The sequence below is a fragment of the Candidatus Hydrogenedentota bacterium genome (genome assembly GCA_016791475.1).
Classification (GTDB): Bacteria; Hydrogenedentota; Hydrogenedentia; order Hydrogenedentales; family JAEUWI01; genus JAEUWI01.
Window position 1 is genome coordinate 56,038 of sequence record JAEUWI010000035.1, and the last position, 20,295, is coordinate 76,332.

General features: G+C 60.9%; 12 protein-coding genes. 7 read left to right on the top strand and 5 right to left on the bottom strand.

What is annotated here, in order from left to right:
- Positions 1 to 25 precede the first annotated feature (25 nt).
- The 5 genes from JNK74_18110 to JNK74_18130 all read left to right on the top strand — a co-directional run bounded on the left by JNK74_18110 (position 26) and on the right by JNK74_18130 (position 8,916).
- On the top strand, positions 26 to 4,219 hold the full coding sequence (locus tag JNK74_18110) for a DUF5011 domain-containing protein (protein ID MBL7648102.1): 4,194 nt from the start codon (positions 26 to 28) through the stop codon (positions 4,217 to 4,219).
- 411 nt (positions 4,220 to 4,630) lie between these two features.
- Complete coding sequence (locus JNK74_18115; protein MBL7648103.1) at positions 4,631 to 4,966, top strand: PadR family transcriptional regulator; 336 nt, start codon at positions 4,631 to 4,633, stop codon at positions 4,964 to 4,966.
- 393 nt (positions 4,967 to 5,359) lie between these two features.
- Positions 5,360 to 6,358: a hypothetical protein gene (locus JNK74_18120; protein MBL7648104.1), complete on the top strand. Its 999-nt coding sequence runs from the start codon at positions 5,360 to 5,362 to the stop codon at positions 6,356 to 6,358.
- 102 nt (positions 6,359 to 6,460) lie between these two features.
- Positions 6,461 to 7,450, top strand: coding sequence for a hypothetical protein (locus JNK74_18125; GenBank protein MBL7648105.1), 990 nt, complete (start codon positions 6,461 to 6,463; stop codon positions 7,448 to 7,450).
- A gap of 20 nt (positions 7,451 to 7,470) precedes the next feature.
- A complete protein-coding gene (locus JNK74_18130) occupies positions 7,471 to 8,916 on the top strand; it encodes a hypothetical protein (GenBank protein MBL7648106.1) in 1,446 nt (481 codons plus the stop codon).
- Positions 8,917 to 9,097: 181 nt separating this feature from the next.
- Here the strand turns inward: JNK74_18130 and JNK74_18135 are convergent, their stop codons facing one another.
- The 5 genes from JNK74_18135 to JNK74_18155 form a co-directional block, all read right to left on the bottom strand.
- The gene (locus JNK74_18135) at positions 9,098 to 10,480 is read right to left on the bottom strand and encodes a hypothetical protein (protein ID MBL7648107.1); all 1,383 of its coding nucleotides are present in this window, start codon (positions 10,478 to 10,480) and stop codon (positions 9,098 to 9,100) included.
- Positions 10,481 to 10,531: 51 nt separating this feature from the next.
- Positions 10,532 to 12,979, bottom strand: coding sequence for a Cache 3/Cache 2 fusion domain-containing protein (locus JNK74_18140; protein MBL7648108.1), 2,448 nt, complete (start codon positions 12,977 to 12,979; stop codon positions 10,532 to 10,534).
- Between the two features lie 390 nt (positions 12,980 to 13,369).
- On the bottom strand, positions 13,370 to 14,194 hold the full coding sequence (gene thiD / locus JNK74_18145) for a bifunctional hydroxymethylpyrimidine kinase/phosphomethylpyrimidine kinase (GenBank protein MBL7648109.1): 825 nt from the start codon (positions 14,192 to 14,194) through the stop codon (positions 13,370 to 13,372).
- Positions 14,191 to 15,459 (bottom strand): NupC/NupG family nucleoside CNT transporter, encoded by a 1,269-nt coding sequence (locus tag JNK74_18150; protein MBL7648110.1) that lies wholly within the window; start codon positions 15,457 to 15,459, stop codon positions 14,191 to 14,193. The genes thiD and JNK74_18150 overlap by 4 nt, the downstream gene beginning before the upstream one ends.
- 165 nt (positions 15,460 to 15,624) lie before the next feature.
- On the bottom strand, positions 15,625 to 16,284 hold the full coding sequence (locus JNK74_18155; protein MBL7648111.1) for a phosphatase PAP2 family protein: 660 nt from the start codon (positions 16,282 to 16,284) through the stop codon (positions 15,625 to 15,627).
- A gap of 846 nt (positions 16,285 to 17,130) precedes the next feature.
- Here JNK74_18155 and thyX point away from each other — a divergent pair.
- Positions 17,131 to 17,913, top strand: coding sequence for an FAD-dependent thymidylate synthase (gene thyX / locus JNK74_18160; GenBank protein ID MBL7648112.1), 783 nt, complete (start codon positions 17,131 to 17,133; stop codon positions 17,911 to 17,913).
- A gap of 205 nt (positions 17,914 to 18,118) precedes the next feature.
- Positions 18,119 to 20,173 (top strand): hypothetical protein, encoded by a 2,055-nt coding sequence (locus JNK74_18165; GenBank protein MBL7648113.1) that lies wholly within the window; start codon positions 18,119 to 18,121, stop codon positions 20,171 to 20,173.
- Positions 20,174 to 20,295: the final 122 nt, after the last annotated feature.

Sequence of the window (20,295 nt, forward strand, 5' to 3'; positions counted from 1 at the left end):
AAATCGACCGAAAGGAGTCCTTTTCGTGCCCCGTTTTTTGGTTTTCTTGCTCCTATTGGCCTGTTTGGCCTTTTCCGCCGTGGTCAGGGCCGACGATGTTCGGATGATCCGGGATATTGCGGATTCGGATGCCGACGCCGATCCGACATTCCTCACGGTCTCCAATGGCCTGTTGTTTTTTAACGCGGACGACGGGGTGGCGGGTGATGAGCTCTGGGTGAGCGACGGCACGGCCGAGGGCACACGGCTGCTGAAGGACATCGACCCGGGAGAGGGCGGATCGAGCCCCCTCTGGCTGGTGAACTATCACGACGCGGTTTATTTCTTCGCCAGCACCCCGGAACTGGGGCGGGAGTTCTACCGGTCGGACGGGACCGAAGAGGGCACGGTGTTGCTCAAGGACCTCGTGCCCGGTGACACGAGCAACCGGAGCCACCATATCCCCCTTATTGTGAATGACGTGATGCTTTTCCGCGGGCACGACAATGCCCTGGGCGAGGTCATCTGGCGGAGCGACGGCACGGAAGAGGGCACGACGGTCCTGGCCGACCTTTCGCCGGAAGGCAGCGACGAAATCTTCTCGGGGAGCTTGATACAGGCCGGCGACGTGGCGTATTTCAACGCCAGCGACGGTGTCCACGGAGAAGAACTGTGGATCACGGATGGCACGGTGGACGGCACGCGCATGGTGGCCGACATTGCACCGGACGCGGCGGAAAGCCAGCCGTACTTTTACGCGGGCACCCAGGGTGCGGTGTTTTTCGCGGCGCTGGATGGCGAGCACGGTTTCGAGCCCTGGTACTCGGACGGAACCGAAGGCGGCACGCGTATGCTGGCGGATCTGGTGGAAGGTGTGGACAACAGCTCGGTGGGCAACGCGTATTTCGCGCCGGACGGCACGCTCTATTGCTTCGCAAACAACAATGTCCACGGAAGCGAGCCGTACATCGCCGATCCGGGTGGGCTGAACTTCCGCCTGTTGAAGGAAATCAACCCGGACGCCGCCGGCTCGAATCCCGGCGAGTTCTTTTTCTACGAGGACCGGGTCTATTTCCGCGCGAGCAGCGCTGGAATCGGCACGGAGATGTGGGTCACCGATGGAACGACCGACGGTACGGTTCCTTTCCGCGATGTCGAGGGAGCTTCGGGCAGCTACACGCTCCCGACGCTGCTGGGCGACACGCTGATATTTTCGGCCAATACCCCCGAGACGGGCCTGGAACCCTTCCGCACCGATGGCACGCCGGAGGGCACGACGCTGATTCTGGATGTGTACCCCGGGGCCGAGCGCGGCTTTGACGGCTCGCCCGTGGTTTACCAGGATATGGTTTATTTCCGGGGCAACGACGGCGTCAACGGGTCCACGCTGTGGCGCACGGACGGCACCGCCGAAGGAACGGCGATGGTCCGGAAGATCAGCGCCATCTCCACCAGCTCGAATCCGCGCGCGCTGACGCCCCTCGGCGATCAGGTCATCTTCGCGGCGGAAGACGGCGCCGGGACGGACGCGCTCTGGGCCAGCGATGGCACCGAGGACGGCACGACACCCCTGCGCACCCTGGACCGCATCGACGAGTTGACCCCGCTGGGCGACCAGATCATCTTTGTGGCGAGGGCCACGGGGACGGGACGCGAGCTCTTCGCGACGGACGGCACGGAAGGGGGCACCGTAATGCTGAAAGATATTGTGGAGGGCGCGGAAGACTCGACGCCCTCGCAATTGACGGCGACGGAAGACCATGTGTTCTTCGTGACCCGGGGCGAAGCCAATGGGGGCGCACTCTGGAAGACGGACGGCACGCCGGAAGGCACGGTGCTGGTCAAGGACGTCAACCCCGAAGACAACGACGAAGGGATAAGGTACCTGACAGCGGCGGGCCCGAATGTGTTCTTTTCGGGCTACGACGCGGACAACGGCCAGGAGCTCTGGTTCTCCGACGGCACGGCGGACGGCACGGTACGCGTGGCGCAATTGGCGCCCGGCGCGGAGAGCGTGGCCCCCGCCGATATGATCTGGGCCGATGGCCTGCTCTTTTTCACGGCCTACACCGAGCCCGGGGGCGGCGAAGACAACAGCCGATCATTGTGGGTAAGCGATGGGACGGAGAGTGGCACCGTGCCCGTAATCGACCCTTATCCCGGCGGCAATGACCAGTTTGCGGCCTTTCACGCCGTGGGCGAACTCGTGTATTTCGTGGCGGACGACGGCGTACACGGTGAGGAGCTCTGGCGCAGCGACGGGACGCCGGAGGGCACGTGGATGGTGAAGGACATCTGGATCGGACCGGGCGACTCCTTCATTGACGAGATTATCGACATTGAGGGTCGCCTGTATTTCTCCGCGGGTGGACAGGATACGAGCGTGGAGCTTTGGACAAGCGACGGCACAACCAATGGCACGCGGGTAGCCGCGGATATTCTGCCGGAGGGCGGCTCGGATCCGGAGCAGGTGACCAACGTGAACGGGGTGCTCTATTTCACGGCGGAGCACCCGGACTTCGGACGGGAAGTCTGGAAGAGCCACGGCACGGGCGAAGGCACCTTCATGCTGCCGGAAGTCCGCGAGGGCGTCGCCGATGGAACCCTCCGCGAACTCACGGCGGCGGGCAATAACCTCTACTTTCAGGCCACCGACGCGGACAACGGAACGGAGCTCTGGGGGGCGCTTACCGAGTTTGAAGTGAGCTTCATCCGGCGGGTCGATTCCGATCCGACGCAGGCCGATACCGTCCGCTTCGACGTGGGCTTCAACCGCCCCGTCTCGGGCGTGGACCTCTCCGATTTCGCCATAGACGCGGTCGGGATCTCCGGCGCGGCGCTGACAAACCTGGAGGTGGTCGGAAATCTGTTTCGCGTCACGGCCGCCACCGGCACGGGAGACGGCACCTTGAGCATCGACCTGATCGACGATGGCACCATCTTCGAGGACGGCGGCGGACTGACCCAGCTCGGGGGCGACGGCGCGGGCAATGGAAACTTCACCTACGGCGAGGTGTACACCCTGGACACGGCGCCCCCCGTCGTGACCGTCAATGAATTGTTCACCAGGTTTACGGGGCCGGGCCTCTTCGGCACGGTGGACGATCCCGAGGCCACGGTGACGATCACCATCAACGGTGAGACGTTCACGGCCCTGAACCAGCGCGATGGCACGTGGTTCCTCGAAGGCGGCAAATTCGAACCTTTCGTGGAGGGCGTGTACGACGTGATCGCCTCGGCCACCGATCTCGTGGGCAATGTGGGCACGGATGAAAGCACCGAAGACCTGCACGTCGATCAGACGCCACCCGTGGTTACGGTGGACACCCTGGCCTCGCCCGATCCTTCACCGGCCTTCAGCGGAACGATCAGCGAGCCGACCCTGGAGATTCGGGTTGCCATCTTCGGCGACTCGGAGCTGGCCACGAATAACGGCGACGGAACCTGGACGCTGCCCGCGGGCTCCCTCACCGTCGAAGCCGACGGGCACTACGATGTGCGCGCCACCGCCATTGACCGCGCGGGAAATGAAGGGGCGGACGAGTCGAACATCGAGTTCCTCTACGACACCATTCCGCCGTCGGTGACGCTGCTGGGTGATGCCGAAGTGGCGCTTGTGGCGGGTACGGACACCTATCTGGAAGCGGGCATTTCCATCGTCGATGGCGGCGATCCCCTGGCGCAGTTGGTGATCGAGGGTGTAGTGGACGACGACACGCCGGGCGTGTATGTGCTCACCTATTACGCGGTGGACCGCGCGGGCAACGAGTCGGAGCGCCTGGAACGGACCGTGACCGTGACGGGCCCCGCGGAGGGTGAAGGTGAAGGTGAAGGTGAGGGTGAAGGTGAGGGTGAAGGCGAAGGCGAAGGCGAGGGTGAAGGCGAAGGCGAGGGCGAGGGCGAGCCGGAGCTCAGCCTCACTGATGCGCGCCTCCTCGAGTCGGGCTTTGCCGGCGCCGATGCGAATGATGATGGCCAGCTCACACTGGCGGAAGCCCGCACGGTGTTGGCGAGTCTCACCCAGGGTCAATTTGATCTGCTCGACGACAACAGCGATGGCTTCGTAACGCTGGCCGAGGTCCAAGCCTACATTGACGCGAACACGGAAACCCCGGGCGGCTGCAACGCGAAGGCACTGACGGTCGAGGCGGTGCGCAAGCACATCGGCGACTTGTTCCTGTTTGCTCTGGCGCTTGCTGCGCTGGGGATAGCGCGTCGGCACCCCAATGACACCGTGTAAACCCTGAATGCGCGAAAGCGGCGCATGGCCCCGACAGGCTGTGCGCCGCTTTTTTTGCTCGCTTCGGTAAGGGAGGGTCGACCGGGGGATAGGTCTTATGGGTCTTATGGGTCTTATGGGTCTTATGGGTCTTATGGGTCTTATGGGTCGTATGGGTCGTATGGGTCGTATGGGATCTGAGACTTCATACTGACCTACTGGCCCCATCCTTCATCCTTCATCCTTCATCCTTCATCCTTCATCCTTCAGCCTTCATCCTTCAGCCTTCAGCCTTCAGCCTTCATCCTTCAGCCTTCAGCCTTCAGCCTTCAGCCTTCAGCCTTCAGCCTTCAGCCTTCATCCTTCATCCTTCCTCTTGACAAACCTAGAACTTCAAGGTATAGTGCCCTTACACCAAGGAGCACGGTAACCATGACCTCCAACAAAGAGCTTATCGGGGCGAGCACACGCCTCCTCATCCTCTCCGTGCTTGCGCGTGAAGCCAACTATGGCTACGCCATCATCCGCGCGATCAACCAGGAGGGCGAGGGGCTCTTCACCTGGCAGGAGGGCACCGTCTACCCCATCCTCCACAAGCTGGAGAAAGAGGGCCTCGTCCGCACCCAATGGCAAGACGCCGACACGGGCCGCAAGCGGAAGTATTACTACATCACCGCGGAAGGCCGCGAGGGCCTCGCCGAGGGCACCAAAGAATGGAGCGGCTTCCACAAGCTCATCACCGCGCTGGGGGACGGCGGCCATGGGTGAGGGAAGAAGAGGATCTTGGACATTCATGTCCAAGGCAAAGCCCGCTTTAATGCCGAAGGGCACTGGACCGTGTTCAGTAATGCGTCAATCTGCAATTCATTGTTTACATGTCTACCACTTTCACCGAATCACTACTACGCTCGTGGGGGATTGGCAAAGCTGGGAGCGCAGGCGTCCCCGCCTGCCCATGGGAGAAGTAGCTTTTTCGTTCGGGAGTGTACTCCGTGGGGATTCAGCACCCCGCACCTTAGTATTCGCGCCGAAGGCGCGATGCAGGCGGGACGCCTGCGCTCCCAGCCTTGCACATTCTCTTTCAGAACTACAGCGTATTCGCAAGCGAAGAGACACGAAAACGAGACTACGGCACAACGGCAAACCCCAAAGGGCGGCAACATGAACACCCCACTGAACGACGACACCCAACAAAAAGCCCGCGAACTCGCCCGCAAGATCACCGTGGCCCACGACCTCGACCCGGAGATCCAGGAAGAACTCTACGGCCACATCGAGGACAAGCTGCTGGCCTACAAAAGCGGCGAGGAGCTGGTATCAGATGAGGATGCGTTTATTCTCGTGCGGGAGCACTTTGGGGACGCGAAGGTGATTCGCGGATTATTGCGCGGCGTGCATGCTGGTGCGTTCCAAGCAAGCTTGATGCGGAAAGTGCTGGCCTTGACATTGGTTGCATGTTCGGTTCGCGTCGGCTTCTCCCTTGCCCGTGAACTTTCTATCGCGGCGGCAGGCTTGTATGAATCGGGTGCCGGTGTTCTATTCTGCATTCTCTCCAGCCTTCTTATATTCGAGATTACGGCCCTCGGCACCTTGGCTTTTGTCCTACGGCGCTGGAAGCAAGCTGAACGGTCGGAACGCGAACTCTGGTTTGTTCGCTGGTCTCTACCTCGTATGACTTCGTGGCTGATCGTTGCCGTCGCCATGAGTTGGCTTATACCCGCAGTTAGTATTTCCGTGTCGATAGATGAGCTTGGCTTTGAGCCTTCTCGAACCAGCTTGGGGTTGATGGCGAGTACAATGATCTGCACGCAGATGCTGTGGTGCGCCATTTGGTTCTGGTGGGCCGATTCCGGATCGCGCACACTTACGAAAAACGTTGTCATCGGACTATCCTGGGCGGCCTATTCGCTCTTGGGTTCAATGTACCCTGCGAAGGTTTTGCTGCATCTCGGTGAAGGAGGGCCGCTCGATGAAACGATTGCTCATGTTGGGCACGTCCCTCTGAGCGTATCCACCTCATTCGTCGGTACCTGGTTTACCATGTCGAGTATGTCTCCCAGCATTCCTGTGATCGCTGGATGTCTTTTTGTGACTAGTTTGTTTTCAATTGCTCGGCACATCGTCGCAACGGTTGGGAAGCACGCGCCCGCTGTCCGATGAACGGGCGAGCATTCTGAACTCGCAACGAAAAACTCAGCCGGGACGACTGTGCCACAGTCTTTCAGTAGTCTCGAGAGAAGATCGGGAAAGGCATAAAGAGTTATGAGCGGTAAACTCGACAATAAGACCCGGCAAAAAGCCCGCGAACTCGCCCGCAAGATCACCGTGGCCCACGACCTCGACTCGGAGATTCAGGAAGAGCTCTACGGCCATATCGAGGACAAGCTGCTGGCGTACACGAGCGGCGAGGAGCGGGTAACGGACGAGGATGCGTTCATTCTCGTGCGGGAGCATTTTGGGGACGCGAAGGTGATTCGCGGTTTGATGCAGGAAGTACACGCGGGAGCGGTGCAGATCGGTCTGGCGCGACGAGTCTCTGCGCTTGTGGTGGTTACGGTTGGAATACATGCGATTGTTAGGCTGGTTCGAGTTCTCTCTATGCCGACACTTATCGCACATCCCATCCTGGATGGAACGTACGCAGATTGGGCTGTATTGAATTTGGAGTTACTTGCGATTCTCCTGATACTTCTCTACTCGAGTCGTCGTGAAAGAGCTGCCCGGCCGGTCTGGTATCAGGACTGGCCCATGAGTCGAATTCTTGCTTCTCTGTGGTTGGTGGTGGCGGTGTACTTCTGTATCCCTTCGGTTGATATAAGTGGCGTGCCAGAGACGGCGCTTCCTTGGAACTTCGTCTTGCCCACTCAGATTCTTCTTTCACATTTGCTCGTCTGGCTTTGGTGGACTTGGAGCAACTCACATACTATGTTCGGCGTTGCGGCAGGACAGTATTGGGCCTTGCTCTTTTCGTCAAAGAATGTTTTTCCTCTTGCATTCAATCTTACAGCGGCCCCCGTAGACTCACCCGACAGCATTTACTTGAAGCATTTCGAGTTTATGATCGGACCCACACTCGTGAATGCCTCCATACGGCTAGTTGGATGGGAATCGTTCTCGACGGCCCTCTCCCTTTTTCAAGTATTGGGCACTGCTGCAGCTGTGATCACTCTGCTGTTAGTTTGCTTGCTTGCGATGAGGCGAGAGTTTGCCCGCGCGGGCCGCACGGATGAAATCGTGAGCAGCTCATCATGACGGGTGAATTACCAGACACTGTGAGCAGAAAAGCCCGCGAACTCGCCCGCAAGATCACCGTGGCCCACGACCTGGACCCGGAGATCCAGGAAGAGCTCTACGGCCACATCGAGGACAAGCTGCTGGCCTACAAGAGCGGCGAGGAGCGGATCTCGGATGAGGATGCCTTTATTCTCGTGCGGGAGCACTTTGGGGATGCGAAGGTGCTCCGCTCGATGTTCGCCGAGGTTCATGAGGCGGCGGCGACGTTGGCGCTGGGGCGTCTGATCGGTGCGGCGTGTATCATCACGCTGGCCGTGACCTGGCTGTGCACGTTGCTGGCGCTGCCGTTTCAGGGGTTGGCGCTGTATTTGCTGGAACATGGCGCCACGGACGGCGCGTTGATTCCACCCGCCACGTTCCTTTTGTTCCACGCGATGGTACCCGTCCTTCCGATGGGCGTCGCGCTGACCTTCATTCACTGGCGCAAGCGCCTGGAGGCGGGTAAGCGGCCGTGGTTTTACCGGTGGTCGAAGTGGGACTTCCTGCGTTGCGGGGCGATCCTGTTCGCGGCCATTCCCTTCACGCCGAGTTTTGAACTGGAGCCGTTTCACACCCTGTCGCCGGATGTTGCGGCCTTCGCGCCCACCGCAACGCAGGTGGCCATCGCGGCCTGGATGGTTCAATGCGGCCTGTGTGTCGCGTGGTTATGGTGGTGCGGCGCGGACCTTCGCCGTCCGAGCACGGCGATAGGTTGCGTGGGTGGATGGATGGCGCTGTACATCGCGATGGGCAGCATCCCGGCACCGTTGTTTCTTATCTCGGGGGGAGCCGCGCAGCGTGAAAGTCTCGCAACCGATATACTGGCTCGTGCCACGTTCTTCGGTGAGTCCTACGGATGGGTCTGGCGCGGCACTTCGCTCGCGGCGGGCTTTGCGGGAACTCCCGCGCTATTGAAGTCAGCCATGCTCTACCCGATTTGCAGCCTGGTGGTCTATTTTTTCTTCTCCACGCTACACTCGGCGAATGCTTCACCGGAACGTGAGTTCAAGAACTGGGGCGGACGATTTCTCCCGCTTTGTATGATGTTGCTACTGCCCTCGTGGATGTGGATGGCCGTTGAGAAGAACGGATGGACTGAGAGCGTGTGGCTCGGAGGGTTGCTGTACATCGCCTTGCTTGCGCCCTTCGTTTACATCCGTCTGGTCTCCATACCCCGCGCCATTGCGGACCGCAAGCTCTATCGCCTCCGATCGCTCGGGTACGCGGGCAATCTCTTTCTCATGCCAACCTTCTTCGTTCCCAATCAGCTCGTGAACGGACACCCACTCCGCGAGAGTCTCGCGACCACCGTATACCTCGCGGCCTTCTGCGGCGTCCTGGTGTGGATGGCTGTCATGGCAATGGTGAATTGGCGCAAACGGAATGAAGCGTATATGGAGCCCAAAGAAGTCGTAGCGGCCCGTACGGGACCGTCCCAAACGTAAGGGTGCTGAGAGGGCCGCGAAATCCCGTACCCAGTCGCCATCTCGCACGGAAAATCCCCACTGCGCGTTTGGGACCGTCCCGCGTTTTTCCGGGGCACCGGCCAACAAGGGCGACAGCGCATGAACGGTACACTCGCGCTACGACCCGCCGGGAAACTCGAGCGGCGCTTTACGACGCTCCTTAGAACTTGAAAGTAGCGGAGGTTTGCAGGCGCAGGTTGCTCGCGTCGTCGCGCTGGAGATAGCTGGTGCGCCAGTGGGCCAACTCCACGCCGAGTTCGATGTTTTCGCTGAAGGCATAGAGGGCGTTGCCGTAGAAGCCGACATTCTTGGATCGGGCGCCGGGCAGCAGGTCGCTGTCGTCCGGATCCTCCATGCCGCCGCCGAGCGTGTAGCGCCATTTGCCGTAGGGGCCTATCTCCAAGCTCGCCCAGCCGCCCCGGGTGCGTATCTCGCGGGCGTAGTTGAAACGTCCGTCGTCAAAAGGTACGACAACAACACCCTGGCCGATGCCTGCCGTGTAGGCGTCCATATTGGCGCCGGTGAAGACTTCACCGGTGAGCAGGAGCTTTGGGGTCAGGGCGTAGATGGATTCGGCGTGGACCGACCAGGAATCCACGGTCTGGCTCCGCCAGCTTCCGCCCGTGAAGTTGGTGAAGTCGAATTCTTCCTGTCCGAAGTGCCCGGATATGCCCAGAGTAGTCTCGCGCCCGATGGGCCCGTCGAGATAGTAAACTGCGCGACCCTGAATACTGGGGAAACCGGTGTCGGCCCCCGTGTCCTCGCCGAAGGCGCGTGTGTTCACATCGCCGATGTTTCGCGTGAGCGCGAGGGCCAGTTCCAGGTTGCCTTTCTCGCCGATTCCGAAGGTCTTGGTGGCGCGGATCTGGGGCCGACGGAAGCCGCTGTTGCCGGTCCACCACAGGTTGGTGAAGTTCAAGGTACGTGGGATCAGGGGGGAGATCAGGTCCCAGGTCTGGCCGAAGAGAAGTTGTGTATTGTCCTCGGGCCAGTCCATGGAAACATAGGCGTAGCGCATCCGGAGCTCGGGGTTGTTTTCGGTGCCGTCTCCGTAGAAATCTACCTCAACGCGCCCTTCGGTTTCCGCGCCGAAAGACTCGGGACCGAAGATCTTCAGGCCGAGGCGGGTCTGGCGTGCGGTGAGGGCAAACTGATCGTCGTCCCGGCCGACGTTTTCGGGATCAACCCATCGCATGGTGTTGCCGTTGGTTGTGCCGGCGGAGTCGTGGGCGGCGTCGATCTTGACGTAACCGTAGAGTTCCATGGGGTAGCGGCCCCGAAGGGCGGGCTTCTCGGGGGCCACGGTTGCCGGTTCGGTCGCGCTGGCCGCCGCAGGCGCGGTGGGCACCGGGGCCGCCGGGGTCTCTTGCGCCTTTTCCAGGTCGTCCAGTCGGTCCTGAAGCGCCTCAATGAGGGCGGCCTGTTGAGCAACCTGCTGCTGGAGCAACTTCAATTGGGCTTCGGTTTGATCCTCCGCAGCGGCCGTACAGTGAACGCTGGAAACAACAAGAACCACCACGAGAAAAACCGCGAAAAATTTCATAACCTAAGAGCTCCCACGGCTGCGCCGCTCCTGATTCGACGAAATCGCCACTTATATCTTGAATTGCTCCACCAGCGAATTCAGCTCAGAGGCCAGTGTCGCCAGGCTGGACGCGGACTCGCGGGTATCCCGCGCGGCCTGATCCGCCTGCTTGGCTGCCAGCAGCACGTTGGCAACGTTTTCCGCCACGGAATTCATTCCCACGGCGGCCTCGGTCGCGTTTTGGGCGACGACGGACGATCCCGATGCGAGCTCGCCGATATTACGCGAGATCTCGTTGCCTCCGTTGATCGCTTCTTGAACATTTCGGGAGACTTCGTTGGCGCCAGTCGCCGTCTCCTGAACGCTCCGGGCCACCTCGCTCGCACTTCGCGCGGTACCCGCGACGTTGTTGGAAATCTCGCAGGTGGTGGCCGACTGCTCTTCCACGGCGGCGGCGATACTGTTGGAGATTCCGTCGATCTCGCGGATGATCTCGGTGATTTCGGCGATGGCCACCACCGCCTGTCGGGCCGTAGACTGCATGGCCCCGATCTGGATGCGTATATCCTCCGTCGCGCGCGACGTCTGCTTCGCGAGCTCTTTCACCTCGCTGGCCACGACGGTAAAGCCCTTGCCGGCTTCACCCGCCGAGGCGGCCTCGATGGTCGCGTTCAAGGCGAGGAGGTTGGTCTGGGAGGCGATGCCCTTGATTACATCCACCACCTTTCCGATTTCATCGGCCGAGGCCCCGAGTTCGTTTACGATGCTGGCGGTCTTGTCCGCCCGGCCCGCCGCGCTGTTGGCCACCTGGGCGGCCTGGCCCGCGTTTTTCGCCACTTCCGACAATGAGGCGGTCATCTCTTCGATGGCGGCCGCCACGCTGTTGATGGAGTTGTTCATCTCGTCGGTGGCGGAGGATATGGTGCCAATGCTGGAAGACATTTGCTCCACGGCGGCCCCCACGTTGTTCAGGTTTGCGGAGACTTCCTCCGCGGCCGTCGCCACCGTGTTGGAATTGGCGCTACTCTCCTCCACACCGGCGGCCACGTTGCCGATGTTCGCGGAAGCCTCTTCCGTCGCGGCGGCGGCGCTCGCGGCCTCTCCCGTCATGGTCGCCATATTATCGGCCAGGGCCTGGGCGATCGAGGACAGCTCTTCCGAGGCGCCGGCAAGGCTCTGGGAGTTGCCGGCGATATTGCCGACGATACCCTGGAGTTTGGCGATGAAGGTGTCGAACCATAGGGCCATTTCGCCCACTTCGTCCTTCGTTTGGATTTCGAGGCGGCGTGTCAGGTCGCCTTCGCCCTGAGCGATATCTTTGAGCATGGCGGCGGCCGCCGCAAGAGGGCGGGAGATCCGTGTGGAGAGAAGCAGGGCCCCAATCATCACGAGCGTGAAAATCGCCGCTGCAAACGCGGACGTGTAGCCGATCATGCCGTTCACGGCCCCCTCCACGTTGCCTATCGCGTCGAGATAGTCGTCTTTGTAGGTGCTCGCACCGATGGCCCAGTCCCAAGGCTCGAAATAGGCAATGGCCGCCAGCTTCTCCCGGGCCACGGACTCTCCTTCGTTCTTCCAGGGATAAGTCTCGTAGTCAACGGGTATTGCCCCGGTACCGTCTTCCTTCAGGGCCACGGCTTTGTCCACGATGGACTTGATGAACTCCCTTCCCGAATCGTCTTTCGCCTCCAGCACATTCTCCCCGTCGCGCTTGCCCTTGGCGGAGATTATGTAGTGGCCACGGTCCTCGTCTTTCCCGCCGAGAACAAACACGTAGCCGGTCTTGCCGACTACGATGTCCATGATGCCTTCGCGGATCGCTTTTACGCTTTCCTGCTTGAAGGCGACGCCCAGAGCGCCGATCACGGTGGTCCCGTCCAGCAGGGGCTCATAGCCCGCTATATAGGCCTCGCCCTGAATGTAGGTCTGACCAAAATAATGCTGGCCCGCCTTGAGGGCCGTGGCAACGGGATGGGGTGTCCCGTCGTCCTTGACCATGGGAATGGTAGTGCCAAGGGCGCGCTTCCCGTCCGGACCCAACACGGTGGTCGCCACGCGAACAAGATCGCCCGCCTCGTTGAGTGTCTGGAAGATGGCCACCGCACCATTCGTCGCCGCCACGAGATCGTCCAAAACCGGCGTGGGACTTGCCGGACTGCTAACTTGTCCAAACCAGCTTTCGCCGATCATCATCTTGGGAAGCGTCACGGGCCGTCCGTCGACCTGCCAGGTAGCGGTCTCTGTGCTCAGATGGACACCGCCGGACGCATCCAACAGCTCCTTCGCCATGTCGAGGTCGCTCTCCAGCTTCTGGAGCAGATTCTCGTGCTGAACGCGACACATCAGCCATACGTTGCGCGCGACCTGGGTGACTTCATCCTGACCCAGTTTATTCAACTCGGTCACGACTTCGGCCTGCATTGGACCGCTTCGGACGTAAACCGTCGAGATGGAGACGATTGTGGAGACCAGGACGGCCATTCCTGTCAGGGAGAGAATCTTGGTGCGAAGTTTCACAAAAGTGTTCCTCTTCGAGGTGAGGCGTATGCGAAAAAACCCGGCAGATCACGCCTGATTGCGCGGCTGTGATTTCCCACCCCGACGAATATCACAACCGTATTGCGATGTGATTGGAAGGCTTCGCGCAGCCCGAAATGAAGCTCCAATCTGAGAGAGACGGAACGGCGAGATAGCACGAACTCGCGCCGCCCAACTCCCTATCATTAATACACCCGAGGACCATAAGTTGTCAATAATAAATTACATTATCGCTATGGACCTGTCTTGCAGCGGAAGCTGTCCGTACTATGTTACTGTTGATAAGGACCAGAGGATTGGTGTCGGGTTGAAGCTTTCGAGACGGGATTGGGGAATCAGGGCTTGCGTGGGACCGCGCTCCCCATCCCTTCAGTGAAACCATTCCCCGCCGGGTTGCTTCCCCATTCCCCAGCCGTGGTTCAGCGGGCCACTTCCTTTGCCGAATCCGGGCCAGGCTTGTTCCAGCGCGCCGTTGAGGTAAGTCTTGGCGCTTTCGATGGCTGCTTTCAGATTCATGCCCTGGCCCAGGCGCGTGGCGATGGCGGAGGCGAGGGTGCAGCCCGTCCCGTGGCCTCCCGTGGTGTGAATTCTTGGTGCCCGGAACGCGGTCCATTCGACGCCGTCATAAAGCCAGTCCACCACCTCGTCGTCCGTGCCGTGGCCGCCTTTGATGAGTACGTTCTTCGCACCGAGATCGCGGATGATGCATCCGGCGGCTTCGAGGCTCTGTTGATCGGTGATGCGCAATCCCGTCAACGCGTCGGCCTCGGGCAAGTTGGGGGTGATCACGGTGGCGTGGCGGAGCAGCCGCGTGATGACAAGCTCCTGCGCGTCTTCGTCGATGAGGCGGGCGCCGCTGGTGGCCACCATGACGGGATCGAGCACGAGGGGAATCGCGGGGTGGCTGTCGAGCACATCGGCGATGGCCTCGATGATCTCACGGTTGAGAAGCATGCCGGTCTTGATGGCGTCGACACCGGGATCGACCAGCACGGCCTCGATTTGCTTGGCGACCATTTCGGGATCGATGCCCTGGACGCCGGTGACGCCGAGGGTGTTTTGCGCGGTGATGGCGGTGATGGCCGACATGCCGTAGCCGCCGAGGGCGAGGATGGTCTTGAGGTCGGCCTGGATGCCCGCGCCGCCGCTGGAGTCGCTGCCGGCAATGGTGAGTATGCGCGCGGGGTGGCTCATCCGAGGACTCCCGCTACGCAGGCGGTGCAGAAGCAGGCCAGGGTGCCGGCGGCGAAGGCTTTCACGCTCATGGCGGCGACTTCGGCGCGGCGCTCGGGCATGAGGCCGTCGAGCCCGCCGATGAGAATACCGAGGCTGCCGGGATTGGCGAAGCCGCAGAGGGCGTAGGTGGCGATCATGCGCGAACGCTCGGAGAGCGCGCCGGATTCGATCATGGGTTTCATCTTTTCGTAAGCCAGGAACTCGTTGAAGACCGATTTGGTGGCAAGCAGTTCGGAGACGGCCCCGAGGTCGCCCAGGGGCACGCCCATTATGAAGGCGAAGGGACGGAAGGCCCAGCCCATGATTTCCGTGGTGGTGAGGCCGGTCACCCGCACCACGGCCAGATCGAGCAGGAAGATGAGCCCTACAAAGACGATAAGCATGGCGGCCACATTCAGCGCCATGGCCACGCCCGTGTGGGCGCCCCGCGCGGCGGCGTCGAATATGTTTTCACTCTCCACCGGCAGGACGATCTTCTCGTTGCCCATGGTTTTGGGCGTGCCGAGCTCGGGAATCATGATTTTCGCCATGACCAGGGCGGCGGGCGCGCTCATGAGCGAAGCGGCGAGGAGATGCCCCGGCTCCGCGCCGAAGCCCGCATAGGCCACCATGACGCTGGCCGCGATGGTGGCGAGGAACGCGGTCATGATGGTGAAGATCTCGGAGCGGGTCATACCTTTGAGGTGGCTGCCGAGAGCGCTCACGGATTCGATGCCGAGAAATACCAGCAGCGCCGCCGCGAAGGTCTCCGCGCCGGAGGTCTTCAGCGTGCGCCGCATCACCCAGGCGATACCCCGAATCACCCACTGCACCACGCCGAGGTGGAGCAGGATTGCCGACAGTGCGGACACGAAGATGATGACCGGGAGCACCTGAAAGGCGATAACCGCGGTGATGATCGCGGGGCCTTCGGACTGGGGCGCGCCATCGGGACCGAAGCCCACGCGTTCCACAAAGAAAATCTCGCTGAGATTTCCGAAGACGAAGCTGCCGCCCGCCGCGCTGGCCTCGGTGATGATGTCGAAGCCCTTCCGCACCCCATCGAAGAACTTCTCGCCCGCCTGCGTGTGCATGACCAGCAGGCCCAGGGCGAACTGGAGGCCCATGCCCCAGGCCACCAGCCGCCAGGGCACCGCGCGGCGATTTTCCGAGAGGGCCCAGGCCAGACCCACGAGCACAAAGAGCCCGGCGAAGCTGATGGCGCGAAGAAGGGGATCGGTCATGGTGGCCTGGGCTTTCGTTTGGGGTTGGGGAATGGGTCTTATGGGTCTTATGGGTCTTATGGGTCTTATGGGTCTTATGGGTCTTATGGGTCGTATGGGTCGTATGGGTCGTATGGGTCCGTATGGGTCATTGTTTCATAAGACCGATTGGTCCCAGACGCCCCATCAAAGCACGGGCGCTGCTCCTGCTTTCTCGGTCGTCTCTGGCACCACCACCTTCGGCCGCCGCACGACCACGAGCCGGTGGGCTATCAGGGCCGCGATCAGGCCAACAAACGAGCCCGCGTAGATGTCTTCAAAAAAGTGCTGGGACAAATACACCCGGCTGTAGGCCCCGAGCAGCGCCAGGAAAAACAGCACCGCGCGGAGCGTCCGCCAGGGGGTAAGCAGCATGAGCGCCGTGGCCAGGGCAAACGCTATGGCGCTGTGGCCCGAGGGAAAGGAATAGAAACTGTGCAGGTCCACGCCCGGCACCAGGTAGAGGGGTGTGGGCTCGCCGAAAAACGCGGCGGGCCGGGGCACGGGGCCGAAGACCTGCTGCTTGAGCAATTGGCTCGTGAGCCCGGCGATCAGGCAGGCGAGAAAGACCGAGGCCCCCCAGCGAAAACGCACGAAGCAGAGCGCAATGGCCAGCCCATAAGCGAAGTACCCCTCGCCAAGATAGTTGGCGTACACAAAAAAGGAGTCCCAACCGGCGACATTCACATTGTTGAACGTGAGATGGAGATCGGGCTGCTCGGTGGTCGCGATGATGAGACCCGCGAGGAGAGCCCAAACGGTAAAGAGGCCAAAATAGGGTCGGTGCGACTTCAGGTACGCGCGCATGGGTGTGGGGCTTCGCCTTTTCGGATGCGCCGGTCGCACGCGACGCCAAGGGTCGCCTGGACCGGAGATTCTTCAGGTTCTCGCCCTATGATATCGAATTTCGGACGGCGGATTCCCGAAAATTCCGCGTCATGGATCACCTTCGACCCTATTTTTTTCCGAAAGGTGCTCGAAGAGCCGTTTTGGGCATCCTGCGGGGTGACCACGCCTCCGCCCTAGCTTTTCCACCATTTTTCCACACACCACAACAAATGGTAGGACCCTGAGAACACCATAGGCCGATCTACAATATATTGTGCTTGCCCCACGCAGCCACCGGCTCACCAACCCCACTGGGTAGCGGTGTGGCCGCGCACCACCACTACCAACAGTAGGCCTATCGTCAAATTTCTGACTGGGCCCCGGCAGGGGGCTCAACGGCGTCCCAGCACCCGCCACGGAGCGTGGGAAGCCTTGTGAATACAGGGTTTTCGGGGCCCTCCAGGGCGATTTCCGGGGGGGAATTCGGGCGAAAAAAAGGGTGCCGGACTGAGCGGTGTATCATTTTCAAACACTATACAAAATCAACTATATGTTGTATACTTTTCCCAGATGGCTACCATATTTTGTAGCTTCGGATAGGCCTTGTGCATGAGAAAACCGTGCAAATCCAGAATAACCCCTGCACCAAAAAAGGGCTTTACAATGCCGGATCAAGGGCCTATAATGCGGCTTATCCTTTCGGTGTGGCCCGGTAGTCTTGGGGCCGCACTGCCCGAAAAATCCTGGTCAAAAAATGTATCACTTCTGCCGATGGAGTCCTGTGTCTCCGCGATGAAGTGTGAATAGTGTGGAAAGTGAAATCTCGTGAAGTTCGTCAAGCCTAAAGTATTCCTCGTCGGTGAAACCCGCATCATAGAACAGGGGCTCCAGGACTACCTGGAACACGTGGGCGCGACCAAGTGGAAGACCGACGCGCCGAGCGATTCCGAGAAACTTGCCGAGGTGATGGGCCGCCTGTGCTACCGCTCCTTCGAGCCCGGCATGAACCCGAACGTGACCCGGGTGCGCGAGGGCAACGCGACCTACCTGAGCAACATCATCAATGTGGGCCACGGCAGCGTGGTGGAGCATCCCGTGCTCAATTTCATCTTTTCCGATGTGAGCCGGGTGGTGACCCACGAGCTGGTGCGCCACCGCGCGGGCACCGCCATGAGCCAGGAGTCCCTCCGCTTTGTGCGCCTCGACAACCTCTCGGCCTATGTGCCCATGTGCATCGAGGAGAACGACGAGGGCATGGCCATTTTCGTGAAGACCATGGAGCAGCTCGAAGAACTCCAGCGGACCCTGGCCACGGTCTATGACATTGACCACGAAGAGAAGTTCGCGGTGAAGAAGAAGCTGACCTCCGCCTTCCGCCGCGTGGCCCCCATCGGCCTGGCGACGACGATTGGCTGGTCGTGCAACTTCCGCACGCTGCGGCATGTGCTGGAAAACCGCACGGACCCCCACGCGGAAGAGGAGATTCGCTATCTCTTCGCGGAGGTCTTCAACGTAGTGAAGGATCGCTACCCCAACCTGTTGGGCGATTATGAGACGGAGATGGTAGACGGGCTGCCCTGGATCAAGACGGCCCACCGGAAAATTTAGCAATAGAATGCGGCACGGCCGTCTCGGCTGTGGTTTGAAAAGGAATGTGGCACAGGCGTCTCGCCTGTGATTCAAATTGAATGCGCGCTTGAAGGCCCGGGGTAAGGGACTCGCGCGAGGTCGAGTAGTGGATAACGGCGAAGCGGAACACGCCGAGGAGAAACGCGTCATGTATACGGGACATTCAACATCGGAGACGGGAGTCATGTTTCAGGTCAAATCGTATTTTAAGCTGGCCGAGGGATTCCTCGCCCAGTATCGGGGTCAACAGCCCGATTGGGGCCCCCTGGGCTACATCACCTTCAAGCGCACCTATGCCCGCGTGATCGATGCGGAGCAGAAGCGCACCGAGGAATACTGGGAAACGCTCCGTCGCGTTGTCGAAGGCTGCTACACCATCCAGATGAACCACTGCCATGCCCTGAAGCTGCCCTGGAAGCCGGACAAGGCCCAGCGCTCCGCCCAGGAAATGTTCAAGCTCATGTGGGACTTCAAGTTCCTGCCCCCCGGCCGCGGCCTGTGGATGATGGGCTCGGACTATATCTACATCCGCGGATCCGCGGCGCTGAACAACTGCGCCTTCGTGTCCACCGAAGAGATCGACACCGACTTCGCCGAGCCGTTCTGCTTCCTCATGGATATGTCCATGCTCGGCGTGGGCGTGGCCTTTGACACCAAGGGCGCCGGACAGCTCACCATTCAGGATCCCCAGATCGCCGAGTACACCCACGTGGTGGAAGACTCCAAAGAAGGCTGGTGCGACCTCATCCGCGCCGTGCTCAACGCCTATGCCGGCCGCGGGAAGAGCCCGGCCCACATCGACTACAGCAAGATCCGCCCCATGGGTTCGCCCATCAAGACCTTCGGCGGCATCGCCCCCGGACCCGGACCGATCATCGAGTGCATTGAGAACATTAAGAAGATCCTTGGACCGCGCGCGGGCCATGCCATCTCCTCCACCGACATCACCGATCTGATGAACGTCATCGGCAAGTGCGTGGTGTCCGGCGGCGTGCGCCGCACGGCGGAGCTGGCCCTGGGCGATCCGAACGACGGCGAATACCTCAAGCTGAAAGATCCCAAGCTCCACGGCGACAAGCTCACCGCCTGGCGCTGGGCCTCCAACAACAGCGTAAGCGCCGTCGAAGGCATGGACTACACCAAAGTGGGCGCCCAGACCGCGAAAAACGGCGAGCCCGGCTACTTCTGGAAAGAGACCGCCCGCGCCTACGGTCGCATGAAAGACAGCCCCACCTGGGCCGACGCCAAGATCGCCGGCACCAACCCCTGCGCCGAGCAGAGCCTGGAAAGCTACGAGATCTGCAACCTCGTGGAGACCTTCCCCAGCCGCCACGCCACCCTCGAAGAGTACAAGCGCACCCTCAAGTTCGCCTACCTCTACGCCAAGACCGTGACCCTAATCCCCACGCACAACGAGCGCACCAACGCCATCATGCTGCGCAACCGCCGCATCGGCCTCAGCCAGAGCGGCATCGTCGAAAGCTTCCAGCGCCACGGCCGCCGCGAACACTTCCGCTGGTGCGACCTGGGCTATGAATACATCGGCAAGCTCGACAAGATCTACTCCTCCTGGCTGTGCATACCCGAGAGCGTGAAAAAGACCAGCGTGAAGCCCAGCGGCACCGTCTCCCTGCTGCCCGGCGTCACCCCCGGCATCCACTACGCCCACTCGGAATACTACTTCCGCACCATCCGCGTGGATAAGACCAGCCCGCTCATCGAGCCCATCAAAAAGGCCGGCTACCGCGTCGAAGAATCCGTCTACGGCGACAACACCCTCATCGTGTACTTCCCCGTCCACGAAGAATTCTTCGACCGCTCCAAGACCGACGTCTCCGTGTGGGAGCAGGTGGAAAACGTCGCCCAGATGCAATACTACTGGGCCGACAACCAGGTCAGCGCCACCATCACCTTCCACCCGCAAGAGGCCAAGGACATCCCCTACATCCTCGAGCTCTACGAGTCCCGCTTGAAATCCATCAGCTTCCTCCCGCTGACGGAACACAACTACGCCCAGGCCCCCTACCAGGCCATCACCCGCGAGGCCTACCTCGGCGCCCTGGAAAAACTGAAGCCCCTCAACTTCGAAAGCCTCAACACCGACGAAGCCCAGGACCTCTTCTGCGACGGCGACAAATGCGAAATCAACGTCGCACCCCACCTGCCCGAACAGCAGGAAGTGGAATTCCCCGAGAAAGAAGAAGTGAGAAGGGGCAGCAAGACGGAGGTCGGGGTGTAAGGCGATGATGATGGGGCGCGGGGTCGAGATGAATACGAGATAGAGTGCCCACGGGGCGCGCAGTGCAATAGGCGCTGCGCGCCCCTGTTTCATATTTGAAACTACTTGGTTATTTGCGCGTT

What these genes read in the sequence shown, in the direction of transcription:
- JNK74_18115 (MBL7648103.1), top strand. Translation starts at nt 4,631, where the DNA reads ATGACCTCCAACAAAGAGCTTATCGGGGCGAGCACACGCCTCCTCATC.
- JNK74_18120 (MBL7648104.1), top strand. Translation starts at nt 5,360, where the DNA reads ATGAACACCCCACTGAACGACGACACCCAACAAAAAGCCCGCGAACTC.
- JNK74_18125 (MBL7648105.1), top strand. Translation starts at nt 6,461, where the DNA reads ATGAGCGGTAAACTCGACAATAAGACCCGGCAAAAAGCCCGCGAACTC.
- JNK74_18135 (MBL7648107.1), bottom strand. Translation starts at nt 10,480, where the DNA reads ATGAAATTTTTCGCGGTTTTTCTCGTGGTGGTTCTTGTTGTTTCCAGC.
- thiD (MBL7648109.1), bottom strand. Translation starts at nt 14,194, where the DNA reads ATGAGCCACCCCGCGCGCATACTCACCATTGCCGGCAGCGACTCCAGC.
- JNK74_18150 (MBL7648110.1), bottom strand. Translation starts at nt 15,459, where the DNA reads ATGACCGATCCCCTTCTTCGCGCCATCAGCTTCGCCGGGCTCTTTGTG.
- JNK74_18155 (MBL7648111.1), bottom strand. Translation starts at nt 16,284, where the DNA reads ATGCGCGCGTACCTGAAGTCGCACCGACCCTATTTTGGCCTCTTTACC.
- JNK74_18165 (MBL7648113.1), top strand. Translation starts at nt 18,119, where the DNA reads ATGTTTCAGGTCAAATCGTATTTTAAGCTGGCCGAGGGATTCCTCGCC.